18 protein-coding genes, 1 tRNA gene and 2 riboswitches are annotated in these 17,960 nt (G+C 64.0%); of the genes, 4 read left to right on the top strand and 15 right to left on the bottom strand.

What is annotated here, in order from left to right; translation table 11 throughout:
* Positions 1–95 precede the first annotated feature (95 nt).
* The 3 genes from V6M50_RS04775 to V6M50_RS04765 form a co-directional block, all read right to left on the bottom strand.
* Complete coding sequence (locus V6M50_RS04775) at positions 96–908, bottom strand: SDR family NAD(P)-dependent oxidoreductase (protein ID WP_332817405.1); 813 nt, start codon at positions 906–908, stop codon at positions 96–98.
* Between the two features lie 15 nt (positions 909–923).
* Complete coding sequence (locus V6M50_RS04770) at positions 924–1,130, bottom strand: hypothetical protein (protein ID WP_332817404.1); 207 nt, start codon at positions 1,128–1,130, stop codon at positions 924–926.
* A gap of 120 nt (positions 1,131–1,250) precedes the next feature.
* Positions 1,251–2,387 carry an alpha/beta fold hydrolase gene (locus V6M50_RS04765; protein ID WP_332817403.1) on the bottom strand — a complete coding sequence of 379 codons (1,137 nt, stop codon included), beginning with the start codon at positions 2,385–2,387 and terminating at the stop codon, positions 1,251–1,253.
* A gap of 254 nt (positions 2,388–2,641) precedes the next feature.
* On the opposite strand from V6M50_RS04765, the gene V6M50_RS04760 reads away from it, so the two are divergent.
* Complete coding sequence (locus V6M50_RS04760) at positions 2,642–3,238, top strand: TetR/AcrR family transcriptional regulator (protein ID WP_332817402.1); 597 nt, start codon at positions 2,642–2,644, stop codon at positions 3,236–3,238.
* 40 nt (positions 3,239–3,278) lie between these two features.
* Here V6M50_RS04760 and V6M50_RS04755 read toward each other — a convergent pair whose 3' ends face one another.
* On the bottom strand, positions 3,279–4,574 hold the full coding sequence (locus V6M50_RS04755) for a tyrosine-type recombinase/integrase (protein ID WP_332817401.1): 1,296 nt from the start codon (positions 4,572–4,574) through the stop codon (positions 3,279–3,281).
* 219 nt (positions 4,575–4,793) lie between these two features.
* Positions 4,794–4,869, bottom strand: a tRNA-Trp gene (locus V6M50_RS04750).
* 92 nt (positions 4,870–4,961) lie between these two features.
* Between V6M50_RS04750 and V6M50_RS04745 the strand changes: the two genes are divergently transcribed.
* From V6M50_RS04745 to V6M50_RS04735, 3 genes are all read left to right on the top strand, one after another.
* Complete coding sequence (locus V6M50_RS04745) at positions 4,962–5,906, top strand: DMT family transporter (RefSeq protein WP_332817400.1); 945 nt, start codon at positions 4,962–4,964, stop codon at positions 5,904–5,906.
* Positions 5,903–6,541: a glutathione S-transferase family protein gene (locus V6M50_RS04740; protein ID WP_332817399.1), complete on the top strand. Its 639-nt coding sequence runs from the start codon at positions 5,903–5,905 to the stop codon at positions 6,539–6,541. The genes V6M50_RS04745 and V6M50_RS04740 overlap by 4 nt, the downstream gene beginning before the upstream one ends.
* Before the next feature lie 121 nt (positions 6,542–6,662).
* Positions 6,663–6,938: a hypothetical protein gene (locus V6M50_RS04735; protein WP_332817398.1), complete on the top strand. Its 276-nt coding sequence runs from the start codon at positions 6,663–6,665 to the stop codon at positions 6,936–6,938.
* Positions 6,939–6,956: 18 nt separating this feature from the next.
* Here V6M50_RS04735 and V6M50_RS04730 read toward each other — a convergent pair whose 3' ends face one another.
* The 10 genes from V6M50_RS04730 to gcvT all read right to left on the bottom strand — a co-directional run bounded on the left by V6M50_RS04730 (position 6,957) and on the right by gcvT (position 17,705).
* Positions 6,957–9,062, bottom strand: coding sequence for a putative bifunctional diguanylate cyclase/phosphodiesterase (locus V6M50_RS04730; protein ID WP_332817397.1), 2,106 nt, complete (start codon positions 9,060–9,062; stop codon positions 6,957–6,959).
* Positions 9,063–9,149: 87 nt separating this feature from the next.
* Positions 9,150–10,709, bottom strand: a complete 1,560-nt coding sequence (locus V6M50_RS04725; RefSeq protein ID WP_332817396.1) for a fatty acid--CoA ligase — start codon at positions 10,707–10,709, stop codon at positions 9,150–9,152.
* Positions 10,710–10,810: 101 nt separating this feature from the next.
* Positions 10,811–11,440, bottom strand: coding sequence for a DUF938 domain-containing protein (locus tag V6M50_RS04720; RefSeq protein WP_332817395.1), 630 nt, complete (start codon positions 11,438–11,440; stop codon positions 10,811–10,813).
* Entirely contained in the window at positions 11,440–11,889 is a 450-nt protein-coding gene (locus V6M50_RS04715; protein WP_332817394.1) for an ABA4-like family protein, read from the bottom strand. Before V6M50_RS04715 ends, V6M50_RS04720 begins: the two co-directional genes overlap by 1 nt.
* A gap of 21 nt (positions 11,890–11,910) precedes the next feature.
* Positions 11,911–12,261 (bottom strand): hypothetical protein, encoded by a 351-nt coding sequence (locus V6M50_RS04710; RefSeq protein ID WP_332817393.1) that lies wholly within the window; start codon positions 12,259–12,261, stop codon positions 11,911–11,913.
* Positions 12,261–13,769: an aminomethyl-transferring glycine dehydrogenase subunit GcvPB gene (gene gcvPB / locus V6M50_RS04705; RefSeq protein ID WP_332817470.1), complete on the bottom strand. Its 1,509-nt coding sequence runs from the start codon at positions 13,767–13,769 to the stop codon at positions 12,261–12,263. Before gcvPB ends, V6M50_RS04710 begins: the two co-directional genes overlap by 1 nt.
* A gap of 32 nt (positions 13,770–13,801) precedes the next feature.
* Positions 13,802–15,160 carry an aminomethyl-transferring glycine dehydrogenase subunit GcvPA gene (gene gcvPA, locus V6M50_RS04700; RefSeq protein WP_332817392.1) on the bottom strand — a complete coding sequence of 453 codons (1,359 nt, stop codon included), beginning with the start codon at positions 15,158–15,160 and terminating at the stop codon, positions 13,802–13,804.
* 3 nt (positions 15,161–15,163) lie between these two features.
* Complete coding sequence (locus tag V6M50_RS04695) at positions 15,164–15,985, bottom strand: hypothetical protein (protein ID WP_332817391.1); 822 nt, start codon at positions 15,983–15,985, stop codon at positions 15,164–15,166.
* Between the two features lie 208 nt (positions 15,986–16,193).
* A complete protein-coding gene (gcvH, locus tag V6M50_RS04690) occupies positions 16,194–16,565 on the bottom strand; it encodes a glycine cleavage system protein GcvH (protein ID WP_332817390.1) in 372 nt (123 codons plus the stop codon).
* Between the two features lie 3 nt (positions 16,566–16,568).
* Positions 16,569–17,705 carry a glycine cleavage system aminomethyltransferase GcvT gene (gene gcvT, locus V6M50_RS04685; protein WP_332817389.1) on the bottom strand — a complete coding sequence of 379 codons (1,137 nt, stop codon included), beginning with the start codon at positions 17,703–17,705 and terminating at the stop codon, positions 16,569–16,571.
* Positions 17,706–17,760: 55 nt separating this feature from the next.
* A riboswitch (glycine riboswitch) is annotated at positions 17,761–17,865 on the bottom strand.
* A riboswitch (glycine riboswitch) is annotated at positions 17,866–17,960 on the bottom strand. This riboswitch is flagged as partial in the annotation. It abuts the riboswitch before it with no gap.

Below are 17,960 nucleotides of genomic sequence, written 5' to 3'. Positions count from 1 at the left end.
GGATCTGGCGGGACAACAAATAAGCGTTGGTTTTCAGCGGGAGCTGACGTTTGCTGTGTTGTGATAATTCGTCGCCGCGGCGTGGTGCCGGTCGATCAGCCGACGAAGCGCACCACACCGCCGTCCACCCGCAAAGCCGCGCCGCTCGTCGCCGATGCCTGTTCTGAACAAGCGTAGACGATCATGTTGGCGACCTCGTCGGTCGTCGCGAAGCGGCCGAGCAGGCTGGTCGGGCGCATCGCCGTGAGGAAGCCGCGTTCGGCCTCATCCTGCGTCATGCCTTGCGCCTCCGCCTGTTTCGCCATGAAGTCACCGAGGATCTCGGAGCGGGTCGGACCGGGCAGGACGGCGTTGACCGTCACGCCGGTGCCCGCCACGGCCTCCGCGAACCCGCGCGATACCGCGAGCTGCGCGGTCTTGGTCATGCCGTAGTCGAGCATCTCCTTGGGAATGTTGACTGCCGATTCGCTGCTGACGAACACGACGCGGCCCCAGCCCCGGCCTGCCATTCGGGGCAGATAGTGCCGCGTCGCGCGCACCCCGCTCATAACGTTGAGCTGAAACAGACCCAGCCAGTCCTCGTCGGGAATGGCGGCGATATCGTCGACGCCGTGATACTCGCGGATATGAGCGGTCCCGACGTTGTTGACGAGGATGTCAGCGTCAGGCGCCGCGGCGATCAGCGCCGCTACGCCTTCGGCCGTCGCCATGTCCGCGGCGACGCCAGTGATGTTGGCTTTGGGCACTGTCTGGCGAATCTGTCGCACGGCATCCTCGACGCGGGCGTCGGTGCGGCCATTGACGACGACAGCGGCGCCGGTGCGTGCCAGTCCTTCCGCTGTGGCGCGGCCGATGCCGGCGGTGGAACCGGTAACTATGGCCTTGCGGCCGGTCAGATCGATGATCATGCTGTTCTCTCTCGCTTACTGGTCGTCCAGTTTGACATGCCGGCGGCCGAAGATGAAGACAAAGGCGCCTTCCTCGATGAAGCGCTTTGCAGCAGCAGGCCGATGCCGGTAGCGCCGCCGGTGATGACGGCGGTCTTTCCATTCAATCTGGTCATATTGTGCAATCCTTGTTTCGCCGTCTCGGGTTTTGGCGGACGTGAGGTCCGCCGAGACCCCGAACATGGGGCGGCCAAAGTCAGGCGATGAGTACGAAATCCCGCACATCGGTGGTGCGGAAACAATCCAGCCGGACAGCTGAACGCGACGATATGGATGCATGCAACCGCTGAGTGTGTTAGACTTTTATGGCACCCCACTGCTTGGATCCGACCTTCGCACCTCTTTAACGAAGGCTATGAGGAGCCTGCTGAGACCGACCGGCTGCTCCTGTTGGATCCAGTGGCCGGCGCCATCGATCAGCTCGATGCCAGCCATCCTCGTCGTCGCCTTCGCCTTCATGAGATCGATCGCACCCGGAGCCGAATAGGTGGCCCAATCGCTCTTGCCGCCGATGAAGAGCGACGGGACATCGATCGTCTTGCCCGAAAACAGACGCAACTCAGCATTTAGGTGAGGATCGGCATGGACGCGATATGCCTGCAGTCCGCCTTGAAACCCGGTGCGGCCATACTCCTCCGTATACACTCCAAGCTCCGGCTCGGTGAGCCATTCGCGGCCCTGAACTTCGGCGGCGGAAGGCTCGAAGGGAGCGACGGTCTCGGCCATCGTCTTGCCGTGATCCATGATGTAGTAGGTGGGCATCTGTGCAAGTTCCATGGCGGTTCGCGCCTTCAATGGGTGCGGCTTGTTGCCCGACCAGTCTGCGCTCTTCACGTGAAAAAATGCACGAAGAAACTGGTGCAAGCCTTGAGAGGGGTGCCACATGTCGCCGTTCGCCTCTCGCGTGCTTAAATATTGCAGGTAATGCTTTCGGGGCGGATCGAGCGCCGCCAGCGCGGCTGCTAGTTTTTTGTATTCAGCGTTCGGCTGCATCAACGATGCTTCGCTTTCCGCGGTGTTGAACGGTAACGCCGGCGGACCGGGGAATGGTGCGCTCATCAGCACCACCGACGGAAAGACGTCAGGCCGAGCCAGCGCACAATAGGCTGCCACGGGTGAGCCGAAGTCGTGGCCAACGAGCATCGCCGTATGCCGATGCCCCAAGGCCGAAACCAGCCCGATGGCGTCGCGCGTCATAGTCAGAAGGCTGAAGGACTCCAGAGGGGCGTCATAGCCGTTCACCCAACCGGTGGTGCGGCCATAACCCCGCTGGTCGGGAGCCACGACATGGTATCCGGCGTCGGCCAGAATAGGGATCAGGTGCCGCCAGCCATATGCCAGATCCGGAAAGCCGTGCAAAAGCAGCGCGAGCGGCCGGCCGGGGCGTTCGTAACCGGCTTCGAGAATATGGACGTCGAGGCCGTTGACCCCATGGATCATGCGCGAGCGAACCCCCTTCGGAAGCGTTCCCCGGCCATATGACGATGTGGTCAAATCAATTCCTCCTCGGAGATTTGCGCGTCCCGGTCGAAGTGAAGCCACGAGCAGGCCGGCGGCGCCCGTTGCCAAGATGGCTCGTCGAGACGCTAAGGACTTGGTTGGGTCGAGGGGCATCGTCGGACTCCTTCTATGGCGATCACCATAGTATGTCGATCGCCATAGTCGCGTCAATCGAAATATGGTAAGGTGACGGCATGCCACGTAAGACTGATGCCCGCGCCCGCGCGATCGCCGCCGCCGAACGACTGTTTCGTATCCAAGGCTACACTGCGACCGGATTGACACAGATCCTCGCAGAAAGCGGCGCGCCCAAAGGTTCGTTCTACTTTCACTTTCCGCGCGGCAAGACGCAGCTCGCGGAAGAAGCAATCGACCGATATGTTGCGAGCAGAATGGCCGTATTGCGCAATATCTCGGCGGATACGACAGGGGATGCTCTTAGATTCGTTCAGCAGATTTGCGACACATTCGCCGCCGAGATGATCGCCTCTGATTTCCAATATGGATGTCTCATGCAAAATCTCGCAAACGAATTGCCTGCACTCGACGCGGAGCTGACCGAACGGGTGGCGCGCGGATTTGCCGATTCGACCGAGATCGTAGCGGAGCATTTCATGACGTGTGGTTTCGCCCCCGCACGCGCATCCTCTGCCGCAGCCGCATTAGTAGCCGCCCTCGAAGGCGCGCGAACGATCGCCCGCCTGGAACGCTCGCCGGCTGTATTCGAGGCGCTGGCGGAGATCAGTCTCCAGAGGTGGGCCGCCCCCGAAGGGCGACCCGGATTGGTGTGATGCCCTTCACCATAAGGTGCAACCGCCAAAGATGCTCGCTCTATAGACGCATATGTGATCCAGTCGCGAAACGGGTCGAAGCCGATTCCGGTCGAATTTGGCAACTCGACTCGTGTTCAGCCATTCCCTTCGCTTCGGCGCTTTCAAGATAGTCAGCCCACCACCGCATCATTGGCCGGCGATGCGCGAGATAGCGCGCTGAATTATAGACACCGCGCACGCCTTGCGGCTGGTGCGCGAGCTGCATTTCGATCCAGTCAGGCTCGAACAAGCCGCTTTCGTTGAGCACGGTGCTCGCAAGCGAACGGAAGCCATGGACAGTCGCCTTCCCGCGAAAGCCCATGCGGTACATGATATCGAGCATCCGGTTTTCGCTGATCACCAGCGTCTTCGCGATGGGAACGGGAAAAAGGTAGCGACCGAGCCGCATATTCCCCGCCGCGCGATAGACGTTGAGCTCGCGGATCTCATGAAAGAGACTGACTGCCTGCCGCGGCAACGGGACGAGATGCTCGGAACGCACCTTCATCCGCTCGGGCGAGAGCCGCCACAAGGGGTCGTCCCCGTCCAACCCCTCGAATTCGTCAAACTCCGCGAACCGGGTTTCCGATGTGCGCACCATCGTCATCATCGTCCAGCGCAGCGCGAGGTGGCTGAGGCGCTCGCCGGTGTCGGCGTTGAATTTCACGTAGAAGTCGGGGAGGTCCTTGGCGGCGATCTTGGACCGGTGCCGGACGGGCTTCTTCTTCGCCATCGCCGGACTGAGGTCGCGGCAGGGATCGCTGTCGCAGCGCCCGTCAGGGATCGCGTAGCGGAAGACCTCGCTGCAATAATTCTTGATCCGGTGCGCCATCTCGAGCGAGCCGCGCGCCTGGATCGTACGGAAGATATCGAGCATCTCGCGCGGAGTGATTTCGCCGATGTCGAGGTGACCGACCGCGGGAAAGACATCGCCTTCGAGGCGCCTCACGATATGCGAGGCATATTTCGGAACCCAGGAAAGCATCCGTGCGGCAAGCCATTCGCGGGCGACCTCTTCGAAGCTGTTCCCGATTTCAGCTGAAGCTGTGGCCGCTTCCATTTGCCGTTCCCGGGCCGGATCCAAGCCGAGCGCCAGTTGGTGCTTTGTCGTCTCGCGCCACGCTCGGGCCGCTACCAGCGAGACCTGCGGGAAGCGGCCGCCCGAGAGCAGCCTCTGTTTGCCCTGGTAGCGATAGGCGAGACGCCAAAGTTTCGATCCATTGGTTTCGACGAGTATGAAGAGGCCGCCGCCATCGGCTTTCTTATAGGGTTTCGCGGCAGGCTTCAGCGCTTTCAGCGCGACGTTGGTGAGCATGGTTTTTCGACTTCCCCGCGCACCGATCCCGGTTCGAATCCGGATGCGCGAAATTTGTTGGTAGGAACGATTTTCCTACCAACAAAGTGTCAAAAACGGCGCCGGGCTGCAAGGGGGGCACATCGGACGTCCTGGGACATCGATCATCTGTAACCCGCTGTTTTCCTTGGTTTTCGGGGAACGTCCTGGGTCCGTCTGGGACCCTCTGGGACGCCGGCCTGGCAGGGGCAGTAGGACTCGAACCTACGACCCTCGGTTTTGGAGACCGATGCTCTACCAACTGAGCTATACCCCTAGGCCGGAGTGCGCCACTAGCCGGATTGAGGAGACGGGGCAAGAGGGATGACGGGTTGCGCGGGCCGGCCGGGCTGATATGCGCAATTTCGCATGACCTCCGCCGCTTCCCCAGCCCCTTCCGCGGCAGCCCCGCAAAATTACCTCGGCGGAATTGCACTGCGGCTGCTCGCGATGGCCAGCCTGTCGCTGATGTTCGTGCTGGTAAAGCTGATCGCGGAATCGGGCATCCATATCCTCGAAAGCCTGTTCTGGCGGCAGGCGCTGGTGATCCCCATCGTTTTTGCCTGGGCGCTGTCGCACGGCGGCGCCCGTTCGCTGAAAACCCACCGGCTCGGCGCCCATGCGCGCCGGGCGATGATGGGCCTTGTTGGCATGGCGTGCAATTTCGGCGGCATGATCTTCCTGCCGATGGCCGAGGCAACGACGATCAACCTGTCGGTGCCGATCTTCGCGGTGATCTTTGCCGCGCTGTTGCTGCGCGAACCGACGGGGTGGCAGCGGTGGAGCGCGGTGATCGTCGGCTTCCTGGGGGTGCTCGCCGTGCTCAACCCCGCGGCCAATTTCACCGGCGGGTTCAGCGGCGAACATGGCATCGGAACGCTGATCGCGCTTTCGGGGGCGATCATGACCGCGCTCATCACCATTGCCGTCCGCGACCTTGGCCGCACCGAAAATGCGACGACGATCGTCTTCTGGTTCAGCCTGCTGTCGATGCTCCCGCTGGGAATCGCCCTGCCCTTCGTCATCACCCCGCACGACGATTATGAATGGCTTTTGCTACTCGGGCTCGGCTTTTCGGGCGCGGTGGTGCAGATGTCGCTTACAGGCGCGCTTCGGCTCGCCCCGGTGGCCGTCGTCATCCCGATGGATTATTCGGCGCTGCTCTGGTCGATCGCTTGCGGCTGGTGGTTCTTCGGCACCCTGCCCGCCGACACGACATGGATCGGCGCGCCATTGATCATCGCCAGCGGCCTCTTCATCGCCTGGCGCGAGCATCGCCTGCATATCGAGCGCACGAAGGACATCACGGCATGACAGATAGCGACCCCCGGCCGATCCTCTACCACTGCCCCGACGCCCGTTCGCTGCGCTGCCTGTGGGCGGTCGAAGAGGCGGGGATCGACGTCGACCTACGCGTCCTGCCCTTCCCGCCGCGCGCCTTTGCCCCCGAATATCGCGCGGTGAACCCGCTGATGACGGTGCCCGGCTGGGTCGAGGACGGGCGGCTGATGACCGAATCGGCCGCGATCTGCGAACGGATCGCCGAGGGCACCCCGCTTGAGGTGCGCCGCGACGAGGCCGATTATTGGGATGCCCGCAACTGGCTGCACCGCAGCGACGCGACGCTGACCTTCCCGCTCGCGATCATGATCCGCTACACGCGTGTCGAACCCGAGGAACGGCGGTTGCGCCAAGCAGTCGAGGATTACAAAGCCTTCTTCGGCGGCCGGGCGAGGAGCATCGAGGCGGCACTGGGTGACGGGCGCGAATGGCTCGTCGCGGGGCGGTTTACGATTGCCGATATCGTGATCGGCTATGCGGCGTTCCTCGCCTCGACGCTCGGCGCGAGCGATGCGATGGGCGATGCGACGCAGGCGTGGCTGGGGCGTTGTACGGCGCGCGACGGGTTCATACAGGCGCGCGAACGGCAGATATTACCCGTTACCTGACCACCGTTACGACGAGCCGCCCCAGCGCAGCGGCGAAACGGCGTGTGACAGACGCCGCATTCATCCTGCATCTCGCTTCGAGGGACGAGAATGTCCACCTCACGGCTTTGGAGAAACAGCGATGACCCGATATATTCTGCTTGCCACCGCCGCACTGCTGACCACGGCCACCGCGCACGCGGCCAATCAGTCGTCGAACACCAGTTCCAACAGTTCTTCGAACAATGGCGTCACGCGCGAACGGATCGTCGATCGCTATTGCGAGGATGGCTACTGCCAGCGCTACGAACGGCGCAGCGTCTATCGCGACGGCCGGCGCGGCTATCGCGGCGACGACAGGCGGCGTTCTCGCGACGACGACCGCCGTTGGTCGCGCGACGATGACGACGACGACTGAAACGCGAGGAAGCCGCCGCTAGACCGATTGTAGGCGCAGCGGCATGGCGGGGGGCGCCCCGGCGCCGAACGGCGATTGCCCCGACACCGGGCCGATCGCCGGATAGCCGAGCAGATAGCCTTGCGCCTCGTCGCAACCTTCGCGTTGCAAAACCTCCAGCTGCTGATCGGTCTCGATACCCTCGGCCAGCACCGGGATCGAAAGGCTCTTGCCGAGCGCCAGCACCGCGCGGACGATCGCGGTCGCTTCGGCCGAGGTTTCCAGTTCGGACGCAAAGATCCGGTCGATCTTGATCTTGTCGAACGGAAAGGCCCGCAACGTCTCCAGCGACGAATAGCCGGTGCCGAAATCGTCAAGCGCCACACCGACGCCCAGTGCCTTGATCTGGCGCAGCACATGGAGCGCGCGGTCGCGGTCCGCCATGATGGCGGTTTCGGTGAGCTCGATTTCGAGGCGGCGCGGCGGCAATCCGGTATCGAGCATCACCTGATGGAATAATTGCGGCAGGCCGGCATGGGCCAGCTGCATCGGCGACACGTTGACCGCGACCTTGGTTTGATGATCCCAGCCGACGGCATCGGCGCATGCCCGGCGCAGCACCCATTCGCCAAGCAGCAGGATCAGCCCATTTTCCTCGGCGATCGCGACGAACACTTCGGGCAGAACATCGCCGCGCTTGGGATGGGACCAGCGCAACAGCGCCTCATATCCCGTCACTTCGCCGGTAACCACCGAAGCCTGCACCTGATAATGGACTTCCAGCTGATCGGTATCGATCGCGTGGCGCAGATCGTTCGCCAGTTCGCGCCGGTCGCGGACGGCGTCATCCTGTTCGGGATCATAATAGCAAGGACCAAAGGTGCGCAGGCTCTTGGCCCGGTACATGGCAAGGTCTGCGTTATTGGTAAGCGCTTCGGGCGTCGTCGCGCTTTCGGGATAGATTGCGACGCCGATGCTGGCGCTCAGATGCGCCTCGAAGGTGCCAAGGCGCAGCGGCGCTTTCAGGACCGCGTCGAGCCGCGCGACCAGCGTCGCAAGCTCGTCGCGTTCGCTATAGCGCCGCAGCGCGACAAACTCGTCGCCGCCCAGCCTGCCGACGAATCCCTGCTCGCCCACTTCCTGTCGCATCCGCCGCGCAAATGCGACAAGCACATCGTCGCCGGCCTTGTGACCATGGACGTCGTTGACTTCCTTGAAACGATCGAGGTCGAGCGCAATCACGGCCAGTTCGGTGCGGGTTGCGCGCGCGACCTCAAGCTGGCGGTCCAGTTCGCGCTGAAAGCTTATGCGGTTGGGCAGCCCGGTCAGCGCATCGTTCATCGCCATGTGATGCAGCTGCTCCATCGCATCCGACCGCGTCTGGCTGTCGATAAACGCAGCAGACAAGCCAGCGGCGATCACCACCAGCCCGACCAGCGAAGTTGCCAGGCCGAGCGCATAGAGCTCAGTCATGTCGAGCGGGGTCTCGCTGAGCGCGAGCGGAGTAATCCTGAGCGCTGTCATGGCGACGAAATGCAGGGTCGCGATGGCGACAACGAGCAATGTGGCGCCGATGACCCGGCGATGTTTGATCTTATGCCCTGCCCCCAATATGCCGAGCGCGGCGCCCGAGAATAGCGCAGCGCAGACAAGCGACGCGAACACGTAGGGCCAGCGCCATTCGATGATGCCGTCGACGCGATAAGCCGCCATGCCGCTGTAGTGCATGGCGGAAATTGCCGCGCCGACAATGATGCCGCCCAGAATGTGGAAAGCCACATGGCGCCGATAGAGCGCTACCGCAAATCCAAGGCAGGTGCCGACGATGGCGATGATCAACGATGCGATCGTCAGCACCGGATCGAGTGTGACGGGAACCCGCGCCTCATAGGCGAGCATCGCCACGAAGTGGGTGCACCAGATGGTCGCCCCCGCCCCGACCGCGGTCAGAAATACCCAGCCGACACGTTGCAGGCCCAAGGTCTGCTGCGCGCGTTCGAACATGTGAACGATGGCGAACGCCCCGCAGCAACAGATGAATACAGCGAGCAGCACCAGCCAGGGGTTATGCTCGACAGCAATGCACAGCGCGACGTTGATCATTGATGGCCCCAGATGCTCTTGCCCCCACGACATTGCGAGCATCTGAAACCACCTATTATCTTGCGCTTAAGGCTTGGTTAAATTGCCTGATCCCGGGGCAGGATGACGTCCCAAAGAGGCACAACACCCTCAGTTCACCATCCGCTCATAGCCCTCCCAATAGGGCGCGCGCAGGTCCTTGCGCAGGATCTTGCCGCTCGCGTTGCGCGGCAGCGCGTCGATCACGTCGATACTGCGCGGACATTTGAAGGCGGCGATGCGGTCGCGCGCCCAGGCGATGATGTCGGCTTCCTCGACCGTCATGCCCGGTTTGGCCACGCATACGGCCTTCACCGTCTCGCCCCATTTCTCGTCGGGAATGCCGAACACCGCCACTTCCTGCACCGCGGGATGGCCGAAGATCGCGCTTTCGACCTCGGCCGGATAGACATTCTCGCCGCCGGTGATGATCATGTCCTTCATCCGGTCGTGGATATAAAGATAGCCGTCCTCGTCGAGATAGCCCGCATCGCCGGTACGGATCCAGCCGTCGTCGGTCATCGTCCGCGCGGTCGCATCGGGCAGGTTCCAGTAACCGAGCATATTGTTCGACGAACGGGTCATGACCTCCCCCACCTCGCCCTGCGGCAGCGCGGCGCCCTCGGCATCGACGACGCGGATTTCGACCCCTGGCAGCGGCTTGCCCGCCGAACGCATCCGCGCGTTGCCCTCGGGATCATGATCCTCGGGCGGCAGCATCGAAATGGTGCCGGTGGTTTCGGTCATGCCATAGGCTTGGATGAACTGGGCGCCGAAGACCTTGATGCACTGGCGCAGCAGTTCGAGCGGGATCGGCGCGGCGCCATAGAGGATATATTTGAGCCGGCTGTAATCGACGCTGGCGCAGCGCGGGTGCATGAGCAGCATCTGGAGCGCCGCGGGCACCATGAAGAAACGCGTCACGCCATGCTGCTCGACTGCGTCGAACACACCATCGGGGTTGAATTCGGCAAGGACGACGCCCGGGAGCCCCGCGGCAAGCGCCATGATGCCGAGCCCGGTACCGCCGATATGCGCGCAGGGCATCGCGACCAGCACCGCTTCGTCGTCCTCCCATTTGGTATAGGGCAGATCGAGGCTGCTCGAATGTTTGCGCAGCGCGAACAGATTGTGGTTCGAGAGCACCGCGCCCTTGGGATTGCCCGTCGTGCCCGAGGTATAGAGCTGGAGCACCGCGTCATTGGCGCCCGACGGCTCAAACGGCGTGCGCGTCGCCGCATCGATCACCGCGCATGCTTCGGCCGCGGTGACGATCGCCGGATCGTGCTGCAATTTTCCGGAAAGCTGGTCGGCCAGCGTTTCGAAACCCGGCCCGGCAAACACCATTTTCGCCTGCGTGTCGTTGACGACGAAGGCCCATTCGGCAGGCGACAAACGCCAGCCTATCGGCGCCATCACGATCCCCGCGCGCGCCGCGCCATAAAAGAGGGTGAAATAAAGGTCGCTGTTCTTGCCGATCCACGCGATGCGGTCGCCCTTCGTCAGCCCCGCCGCGAGCAAGGCCGAAGCCGCCCGCGCCGTATGGTCGTCGAGACTTGCATAGGTGTAAACGCGATCTTCCTCGCGCATCGCGACCCGGTCGGGACGCTCGGCCGCCCAGTGGGTCAGGAATTCGTCGAATGTGAAAAGCTCCGAAACATCGCGGCCCATCGGCTCTCTCTCCTCGAATCGCATCTATTTCGTGCAATTGCGGCGAGGCTAGCGGCTGCCGGCGCGACGTAAAGCGCCGATCGACGACCCTGTCAGGTCCGTCAGGTGCGGCGGAACAGCAGCATCAGATTGTTCGCCGGCATCGCGCGGCGTTCGGCAAAGGCCAATCCGGCACCGACGGCCGCCTCCTTGACCGCATCGGTGTCGCGCAGGCCCCACGCGGGATTGCGCGCGCGCAGGCTGGCGTCGAACGCGAGATTGCTGTCGGCCGTGGGCACATCGGGTTCGATATAGGGGCCATAAAGGATCAGCGGCGCGCCGGGGGCGAGCAACCGCGCCGCGCCCGCGAACAGGCCCAGCGCCGCCTCCCACGGGCTGATATGGACCATGTTGATGCAGAGGATCGCGTCGACGCGCTCAACCGGCCATTCGCCTGCCGCGTCGAGCGCGCGCGGCGGGGCGATATTGGGCAACCCGGCTTCGGCGCGATATGCTGCGACCGAGGTCAGGCCGGCGGGGTCGGGATCGCTGGGCAGCCAGTGAAGCTGCGGAAAGGCGGCGGCAAAGTGGACGACATGCTCACCCGATCCGCTCGCGACCTCCAGCACCGCTCCGGAACCGGGCAGCCAGTCGGCAAGAACCGCGGCGATCGCGTCGCGATTGCGCAGCGTCGCTGGGGCGTGGCGCTTGGCGGCGGCGGCACCGTCGCCCGGCATCCACGGCTGCGGCATCACTTGCCCTTGGCCTGCGCCCGCGCACGGCGTTCGCGGACGATCAGCCAGGCGAGCAGGCCGACCGGCCCGACCATCAGCGTCAGGAACAGGAAGGGGACTTGCACGAAGCGGCCGAACCCTTTGTTGTCGGCGTCGCGCGCGATCCACAGGCCGACGAACAGGTCGAAGGCAAGATAATGCGTCCAGCCAAGCGTCGCCCCGCCCGGCGTATCGAACAGCTTCATCACCCCCGCGAGCGTCGTGAAATCGCCGCCACCGGGACCACCCGCATCGATGCTGCCGGTCAGGAAACCGATAATCATGATTGTGTAGGCGAGGCAGAGCAGCGCTACGCCCGCATAAAGGATGAACGCAAGGATTTTAGGATTCCGCGGCAGGAAGGCGAGCGCGATCCACCCTGCGAGCGCCCAGTAATTGGCCAGCAGAAACAAATTGTTCCAGCTCATGTCATCCCCTCCCCGATCGCATCAAATCAATCCGCCCAGCCCCAGCAGCGCCACCCCACCGACAAGCGCGATCACGCCGGCAACGACGATCAGCAGCGTCAGGCGTGCGGCCGAGGCGCGCCGCGATGCCCAGAAGGCGACGGCCATGCCGCAGCCGATGGCAAAGAGCGGCGCGTAAAGAAAGGCCCAGTCATAGCTGAACTCGCGCCGGACGCGGATCCATTCCCATTGCTCGACGACAAGACCGTACGCCGTGATGGCAAGGAGCCAGCCGATGATCAGCGTGACGGCAAAGGCCGCGCCGACCACCAAGCACCCCGGCCCGCGCGGGCGCGCGGCAGGCGTCTCGGGGCCGGGCGCCGGTTCGACCATCACCCCTCCCAGGCGAGCACGGGTTTGCGCGCCGCGAGCGTCTCGTCGAGCCGCGCACGCGGCGCGAAATGCGGCGCCGACTTGAGCGCCGGATCGCCGTTCTTCGCGCGAAGCGCGATGCTGCGCAGCGCCCCGATGAACTGGTCGAGCGCCGCCTTGCTCTCGGTCTCGGTCGGCTCGACGAGCATCGCGCCGTGGACAACGAGCGGAAAATAGACCGTCATCGGGTGATAGCCTTCGTCGATCAGCCCCTTGGCGATGTCGAGCGTCGAGAAGCCCTCGGCGAGGCCCTTGTCGCTGAACAGCGCTTCGTGCATGCACGGGCCCGACGCGGCGAAGGGCGCATCGAGCACGCCCTCCAGGCTGCGCAGCACATAGTTCGCGTTGAGCACCGCGTCCTCGGCGACCTGCTTCAGCCCGTCGGCGCCGTGGCTGAGGATATAGGTCAGCGCGCGGGTGAACATGCCCATCTGGCCGTGGAAAGCGGTCATGCGGCCAAAGGTCTGCGGATGATCCTCGCCCGCGTTTTCTTCCTCGATCAGACGGAAGCCGTCGGCCTGCTTGGTGACGAAGGGCAAGGGAGCGAAGGGCGCGAGCGCCGCCGACAACACAACCGGGCCCGAGCCGGGGCCGCCGCCGCCGTGCGGGGTCGAGAAGGTCTTGTGGAGGTTGATGTGCATCGCGTCGACGCCAAGATCGCCGGGGCGCACGCGGCCGACGATCGCGTTGAAATTGGCGCCGTCGCAATAGACATAACCACCCACCGCGTGGACCGCGTCCGAAATCGCCTTCATCTCGCGCTCGAACAGGCCGCAGGTGTTGGGATTGGTGATCATCACCCCGGCGACGTCGGGGCCGAGCCGCGCCTTGAGCGCCGCAAGGTTGACGCGGCCCGCCTCGGTTGCGGGAATATCCTCGACGGTGAAGCCCGCGAACGCCGCGGTCGCGGGGTTGGTGCCGTGCGCGCTTTCGGGGACAAGAATTACGCGGCGGTCCTCGCCGCGCGCCTCAAGCGCCGCCTTGATGCACAGGATGCCGCAAAGCTCGCCGTGCGCGCCCGCCTTGGGCGACATTGCGACGCTGTGCATGCCGGTCAGCGTGATGAGCCATTCGGCGAGCTCGTGGATCACCGCATAGGCGCCCTGCACCGTTTCCTGCGGCTGCAACGGGTGTGCGTCGGCGAAGCCGGGCATCCGCGCGACCTTTTCGTTGAGGCGCGGGTTGTGCTTCATCGTGCAACTGCCGAGCGGGAAGAGGCCGAGATCGATCGCGTAATTCTGGCGCGAGAGGCGCGTGTAGTGGCGCACCGTTTCGGATTCGCTGAGGCCCGGCAAGCCAATCGGCGCCGAGCGCGCGAGCGCGCCGAAGTCGCCGGCGGGCACCGCTTCGTCGAAATCGACACCCGTGGTTTCGGTCGAGCCGATCTCGAAGATCAGCGCCTCCTCGAGCATCAGCGCACGATTTCCGGTGAAAGTGGTGGTGTCATCGACGCCGCCCGCAACGTTCATTTCGGGGCGCCAGCCGGCGGGGTTGAGCGCGGTCATGCCAGCACCTCCTTCAGGGCAGCAGCGAAGGCGGAAATATCCGCTTCGGTGACGGTTTCGGTGACGGCGACAACGAGGCCGTTCGCAAGCCCCGCGTTGTCCGGATAAAGGCGGCCGAGCGAGACCCCGCCCAATATGTCGCGTTCGGCGAGCTTGTGAATTACCGGCCGCGCCTCGGTCGGCAGCAGCAAGGTGAATTCGTTGAAATAGCTATTGTTGAGCACCGAAACGCCGGGGATCTTCGCCAATTCGGCAGCCGCTGCCTTGGCGCGGGCATGGTTGATCGCCGCAAGCTGGCGCAGGCCAGCCTCTCCCAGCAAAGTCATATGAATACTGAAAGCCAGCGCACAAAGACCTGAATTGGTGCAAATATTGCTCGTCGCCTTTTCGCGGCGAATATGCTGTTCGCGCGTCGACAGGGTCAGAACGAAGCCGCGCTTGCCGTTGGCATCGACCGTTTCGCCGCACAGGCGCCCCGGCATCTGGCGGACATATTTGGTCTTGCAGGCGAAGAGGCCGACGTACGGCCCGCCAAACTGCAGCCCAACGCCGATCGATTGGCCCTCGCCCACCACGATGTCGGCGCCCATCTCGCCGGGCGCCTTGATCAGGCCCAGCGCCACCGGCTCGGTGACCACCGCGATCAGTAGCGCGCCCGCCGCCTGGCATGCCGCCGCCAGCGCGGCCATATCGTCGATGCGGCCGAGAATGTCGGGATACTGCACGACGACGCAGCTTGTATCCTTGTCGATCGCCGACGCGAGCGCCGCCCAGTCGGTCCCGGCTTCGAGGCTGGGATCGCCGTCAACGAGCAGGTCGCCGGTATATTTCGCCATCGTGCGTGCGACGCTGCGGTAATGCGGATGAAGCCCGGTCGAGAGCAGCGCCTTCGCGCGCTTGGTGATACGCCGCGCCATCACGATCGCTTCCCAGCATGCGGTCGAACCGTCGTACATCGACGCATTGGCGACGTCGGTGCCGAGCAGCCGCGCAACCTGCGACTGGAATTCGAACAGCATCTGCAGCGTGCCTTGCGCGATCTCGGGCTGGTACGGCGTGTAGGCGGTCAGAAATTCGCCACGCTGGATCAGATGATCGACACTCGCCGGCACATGATGGCGATAGGCGCCCGCGCCGAGGAAGAAAGGACCGTCGCCCGCGGCGCGATTCTGGCGTGACAGGGCTGCCATATGGCGTTCGACGGCCAGCTCGCTGGCGTGCATCGGCAGGCCGGCAATCGGGCCGTCGAGCTGTGCCTCGGCAGGCACGTCGACGAACAGATCGTCGATCGACGATGCACCGATCGTGGCGAGCATCGCGGCGCGATCATCGGACGTAAGGGGGAGATAACGCATGAACTACTCCGGAGAAGAATCTGGTTTTGCGGAAAAAAGCTGTGCGGTGTCGGCCAAGGCGCCGGCGAAGACCGCAGGGCCGGCGTGCGTCGTGCGGATCCAGGGCGCGAGCCAGATGCGGTAACCTGCGTCGCGGACGCGCTGGCAGAAGGCATAGTCGTCCGACAGCAGCGCCTGCGTTTCGGGATCGATCAGCGGACAGAAGAAAGCGGGTTCGAGATCACCGACGCCATGCGCCTGCCGCTCGGCCGGATCGGGGCGGAAAACAAGGTCGGGCATCGCGGTTCGCATGCCTTCGAGCACGTCGCGGCGGATCAGCATCATCGCGGTGCCGAGGCGCGTCAGCTCGACAAGGTCGGTCATCTTGAAGCTTTGGTCGGCGTGGAGGAAATGCAGCGCAAAATCGCCCGAGAAACGCGCGAGATCGGCCGGATTATCCTTCGCCAGCCCCATCTCGACCGCGCGCGCGACATTGCGCCAGTTGATCATCCGCCGCGGATAGGCACCGCCGAGGACCGCGCATTCGGGATGCGCCTCCATGACCTCGACCAGCGAAAAAACATCGCCGGGCGAGAAGTCGATGTCGGCATCGACGAACAACAGGTGGGTGCAGTCGCTCGCGAGGAACATGGCGGTGAGCATGTTGCGCGCGCGCGTGATCGACGGCTGGTAAAGGATGAATTCGAAACGCACCGGCATGCCGATCGCCTGCGCGCGCAGCGCCAGGTCGAGCGCCGCACGGACATAGGTGCCCTGCGCCCCTTCATAGATGGGCGTCGCCACCATCAGGCGGCAGTTGGCAAGGGCGGCGTCGACGGTCGTCACTTTATCTCCAAAACCCCTCCCCTTCAGGAGTGGCGGGTAAACTGTCCCCCGGACAGTTTAGATCATGCCGGGGGCATGATCGACCCTGCCACTGGGTTGGGGTGGGGTTTCGCGGCATACAGCTGGGCCGATGGTCCCACCCCGCTGCGACTAGCGAGCAAGCTCGCAAGTCTCGCTACCCCTCCCCTGAAGGAGAGGGGGAAATGGGTCAAAGCGCGTCGCAGAAAGCTTTATATGCCTTCGCATCCATCAGGCCTTCGAGCTGGCTTTTGTCGCCCAGCGTCATGCGGAAGAACCAGCCTTCGCCTTCGGGGTCCGAATTGACGAGCGCCGGATCTTCTTCGAGCTGCCCATTGCCCTCGGTCACAATGCCGTCGACGGGGGCATAGACGTCGCTCGCCGCCTTCACCGATTCGACCACCGCAGCGTCGCCGCCCTGGCTGAGTTCGGCGCCGGTATCGGGAACCTCGACGAAGACGATGTCGCCGAGCTGGCCCTGCGCGAAATCGGTGATGCCGACCGTCGCGACGTCGCCGTCGACATCGATCCACTCATGCTCTTCGGTGTAGTAACGCGGCATCAGTCAACCTCCTGCTTTTCTGACATAATTATGCGGAACAAAGGGCATCGCGGCGACGGTGCAATGCACCAGCTTGCCGCGCACCTCGGCGGCAATCGCGGTACCGGGCGCCGACAGGCCCGTCGGGACATAGCCCATCGCGATCGGCGCGCCGACGCTGGGGGCGAAACCGCCCGAGGTCACGACGCCGATCTCGTCCTCGCCGTCAAACAGCTTGGCGCCTTCGCGGACAGGCAACTTGCCGTCGACAAGCAGGCCCACGCGCTTGCGTGGCGGACCGTCCTCAAGATGGCCGAGGATGCGCGCCGCGCCGGGGAAATTCTCCTCCTCGCGGCGGCGCTTGCTGACGGCAAAGCCAAGGTCGGCTTCGGCGGGATCGATCGCGGGGGTCAGGTCGTGGCCGTAGAGCGGCAGGCCTGCCTCGAGCCGCAGCGAATCGCGCGCACCAAGGCCGATCGGCTTCACTTCGTCCATGGCGCAGAGCGCATCGGCAAAGGCGGTCAGCGCTTCGTTCGGCAGCGAAATCTCGAACCCGTCCTCGCCGGTATAGCCCGAGCGGCTGAGACCGATGGCGTGGCCCTGCCAAGTCGCCGCGGTCGCCTGCATGAAGACAAGGCCCACGGCTTCGGGCACCAGCCGCGCCAACGCGTCGACCGCCTTCGGCCCCTGCAGCGCGAGCAGGCCATAATCTTCATTATGGTTGAGCGTGATGTCGTCGGGGAGATTCTCGCGCAAATGGCCAATATCTTCCCACTTCACCGCGCCGTTGACGACGATGCCGAACTGGTCGCCTTCGTTGGTGATCATCAGGTCGTCGAGGATGCCGCCATCTTCGTCAAGCAGCAGCGAATAGCGCATCCGCCCGGGTTTCAGCGCCGAAATATCGCCGGGAACGAGCGTTTCGAGCGCTTCGGCGACCTTGTCGCCCGACAGAGCCAACTGCCCCATATGGCTGACGTCGAACAGGCCGGCGTTTTCGCGGACCCACAGATGTTCGGCCATGATGCCTTCATACTGGATCGGCATCCAATAGCCCGCGAACTCGACCATCCGGCCGCCGCGCGCGCGGTGCCAGGCGTCGAGCGGCAGCGTCGCGGTCTCGATGGCCGCTTCGTCGCCTGTAAATTCCGTGTCGGTCATGCCAGTCTCCCGCGGTTGCATAGCGTTTGCGCGGCCCATCGCCGCGCCTTGTCGCCATGCCCCCTCTGTCACGGGAACCTGAGAGTTTTCCTCCATCTATGATGGAGTTACCCCTTCGGTGGTTCCGGTGTTGGCCGGAACGCTTTCCAGAGTGTCCGTTCCAGCCTGCGCGGTCCTGCTGACCTGAGAGTTTCCGGGGCGGTTGCTCCTTCGGTGGTGAGGCGCCGGTTGCCCTGCCCTCACGCTCTCCCGCGC

Source organism: Sphingopyxis sp. (genome assembly GCF_036675685.1).
Lineage (GTDB): Bacteria > Pseudomonadota > Alphaproteobacteria > Sphingomonadales > Sphingomonadaceae > Sphingopyxis.
Note: the sequence above shows the minus strand (reverse complement) of the source record. Positions and strands in the feature narration are given on the sequence as shown.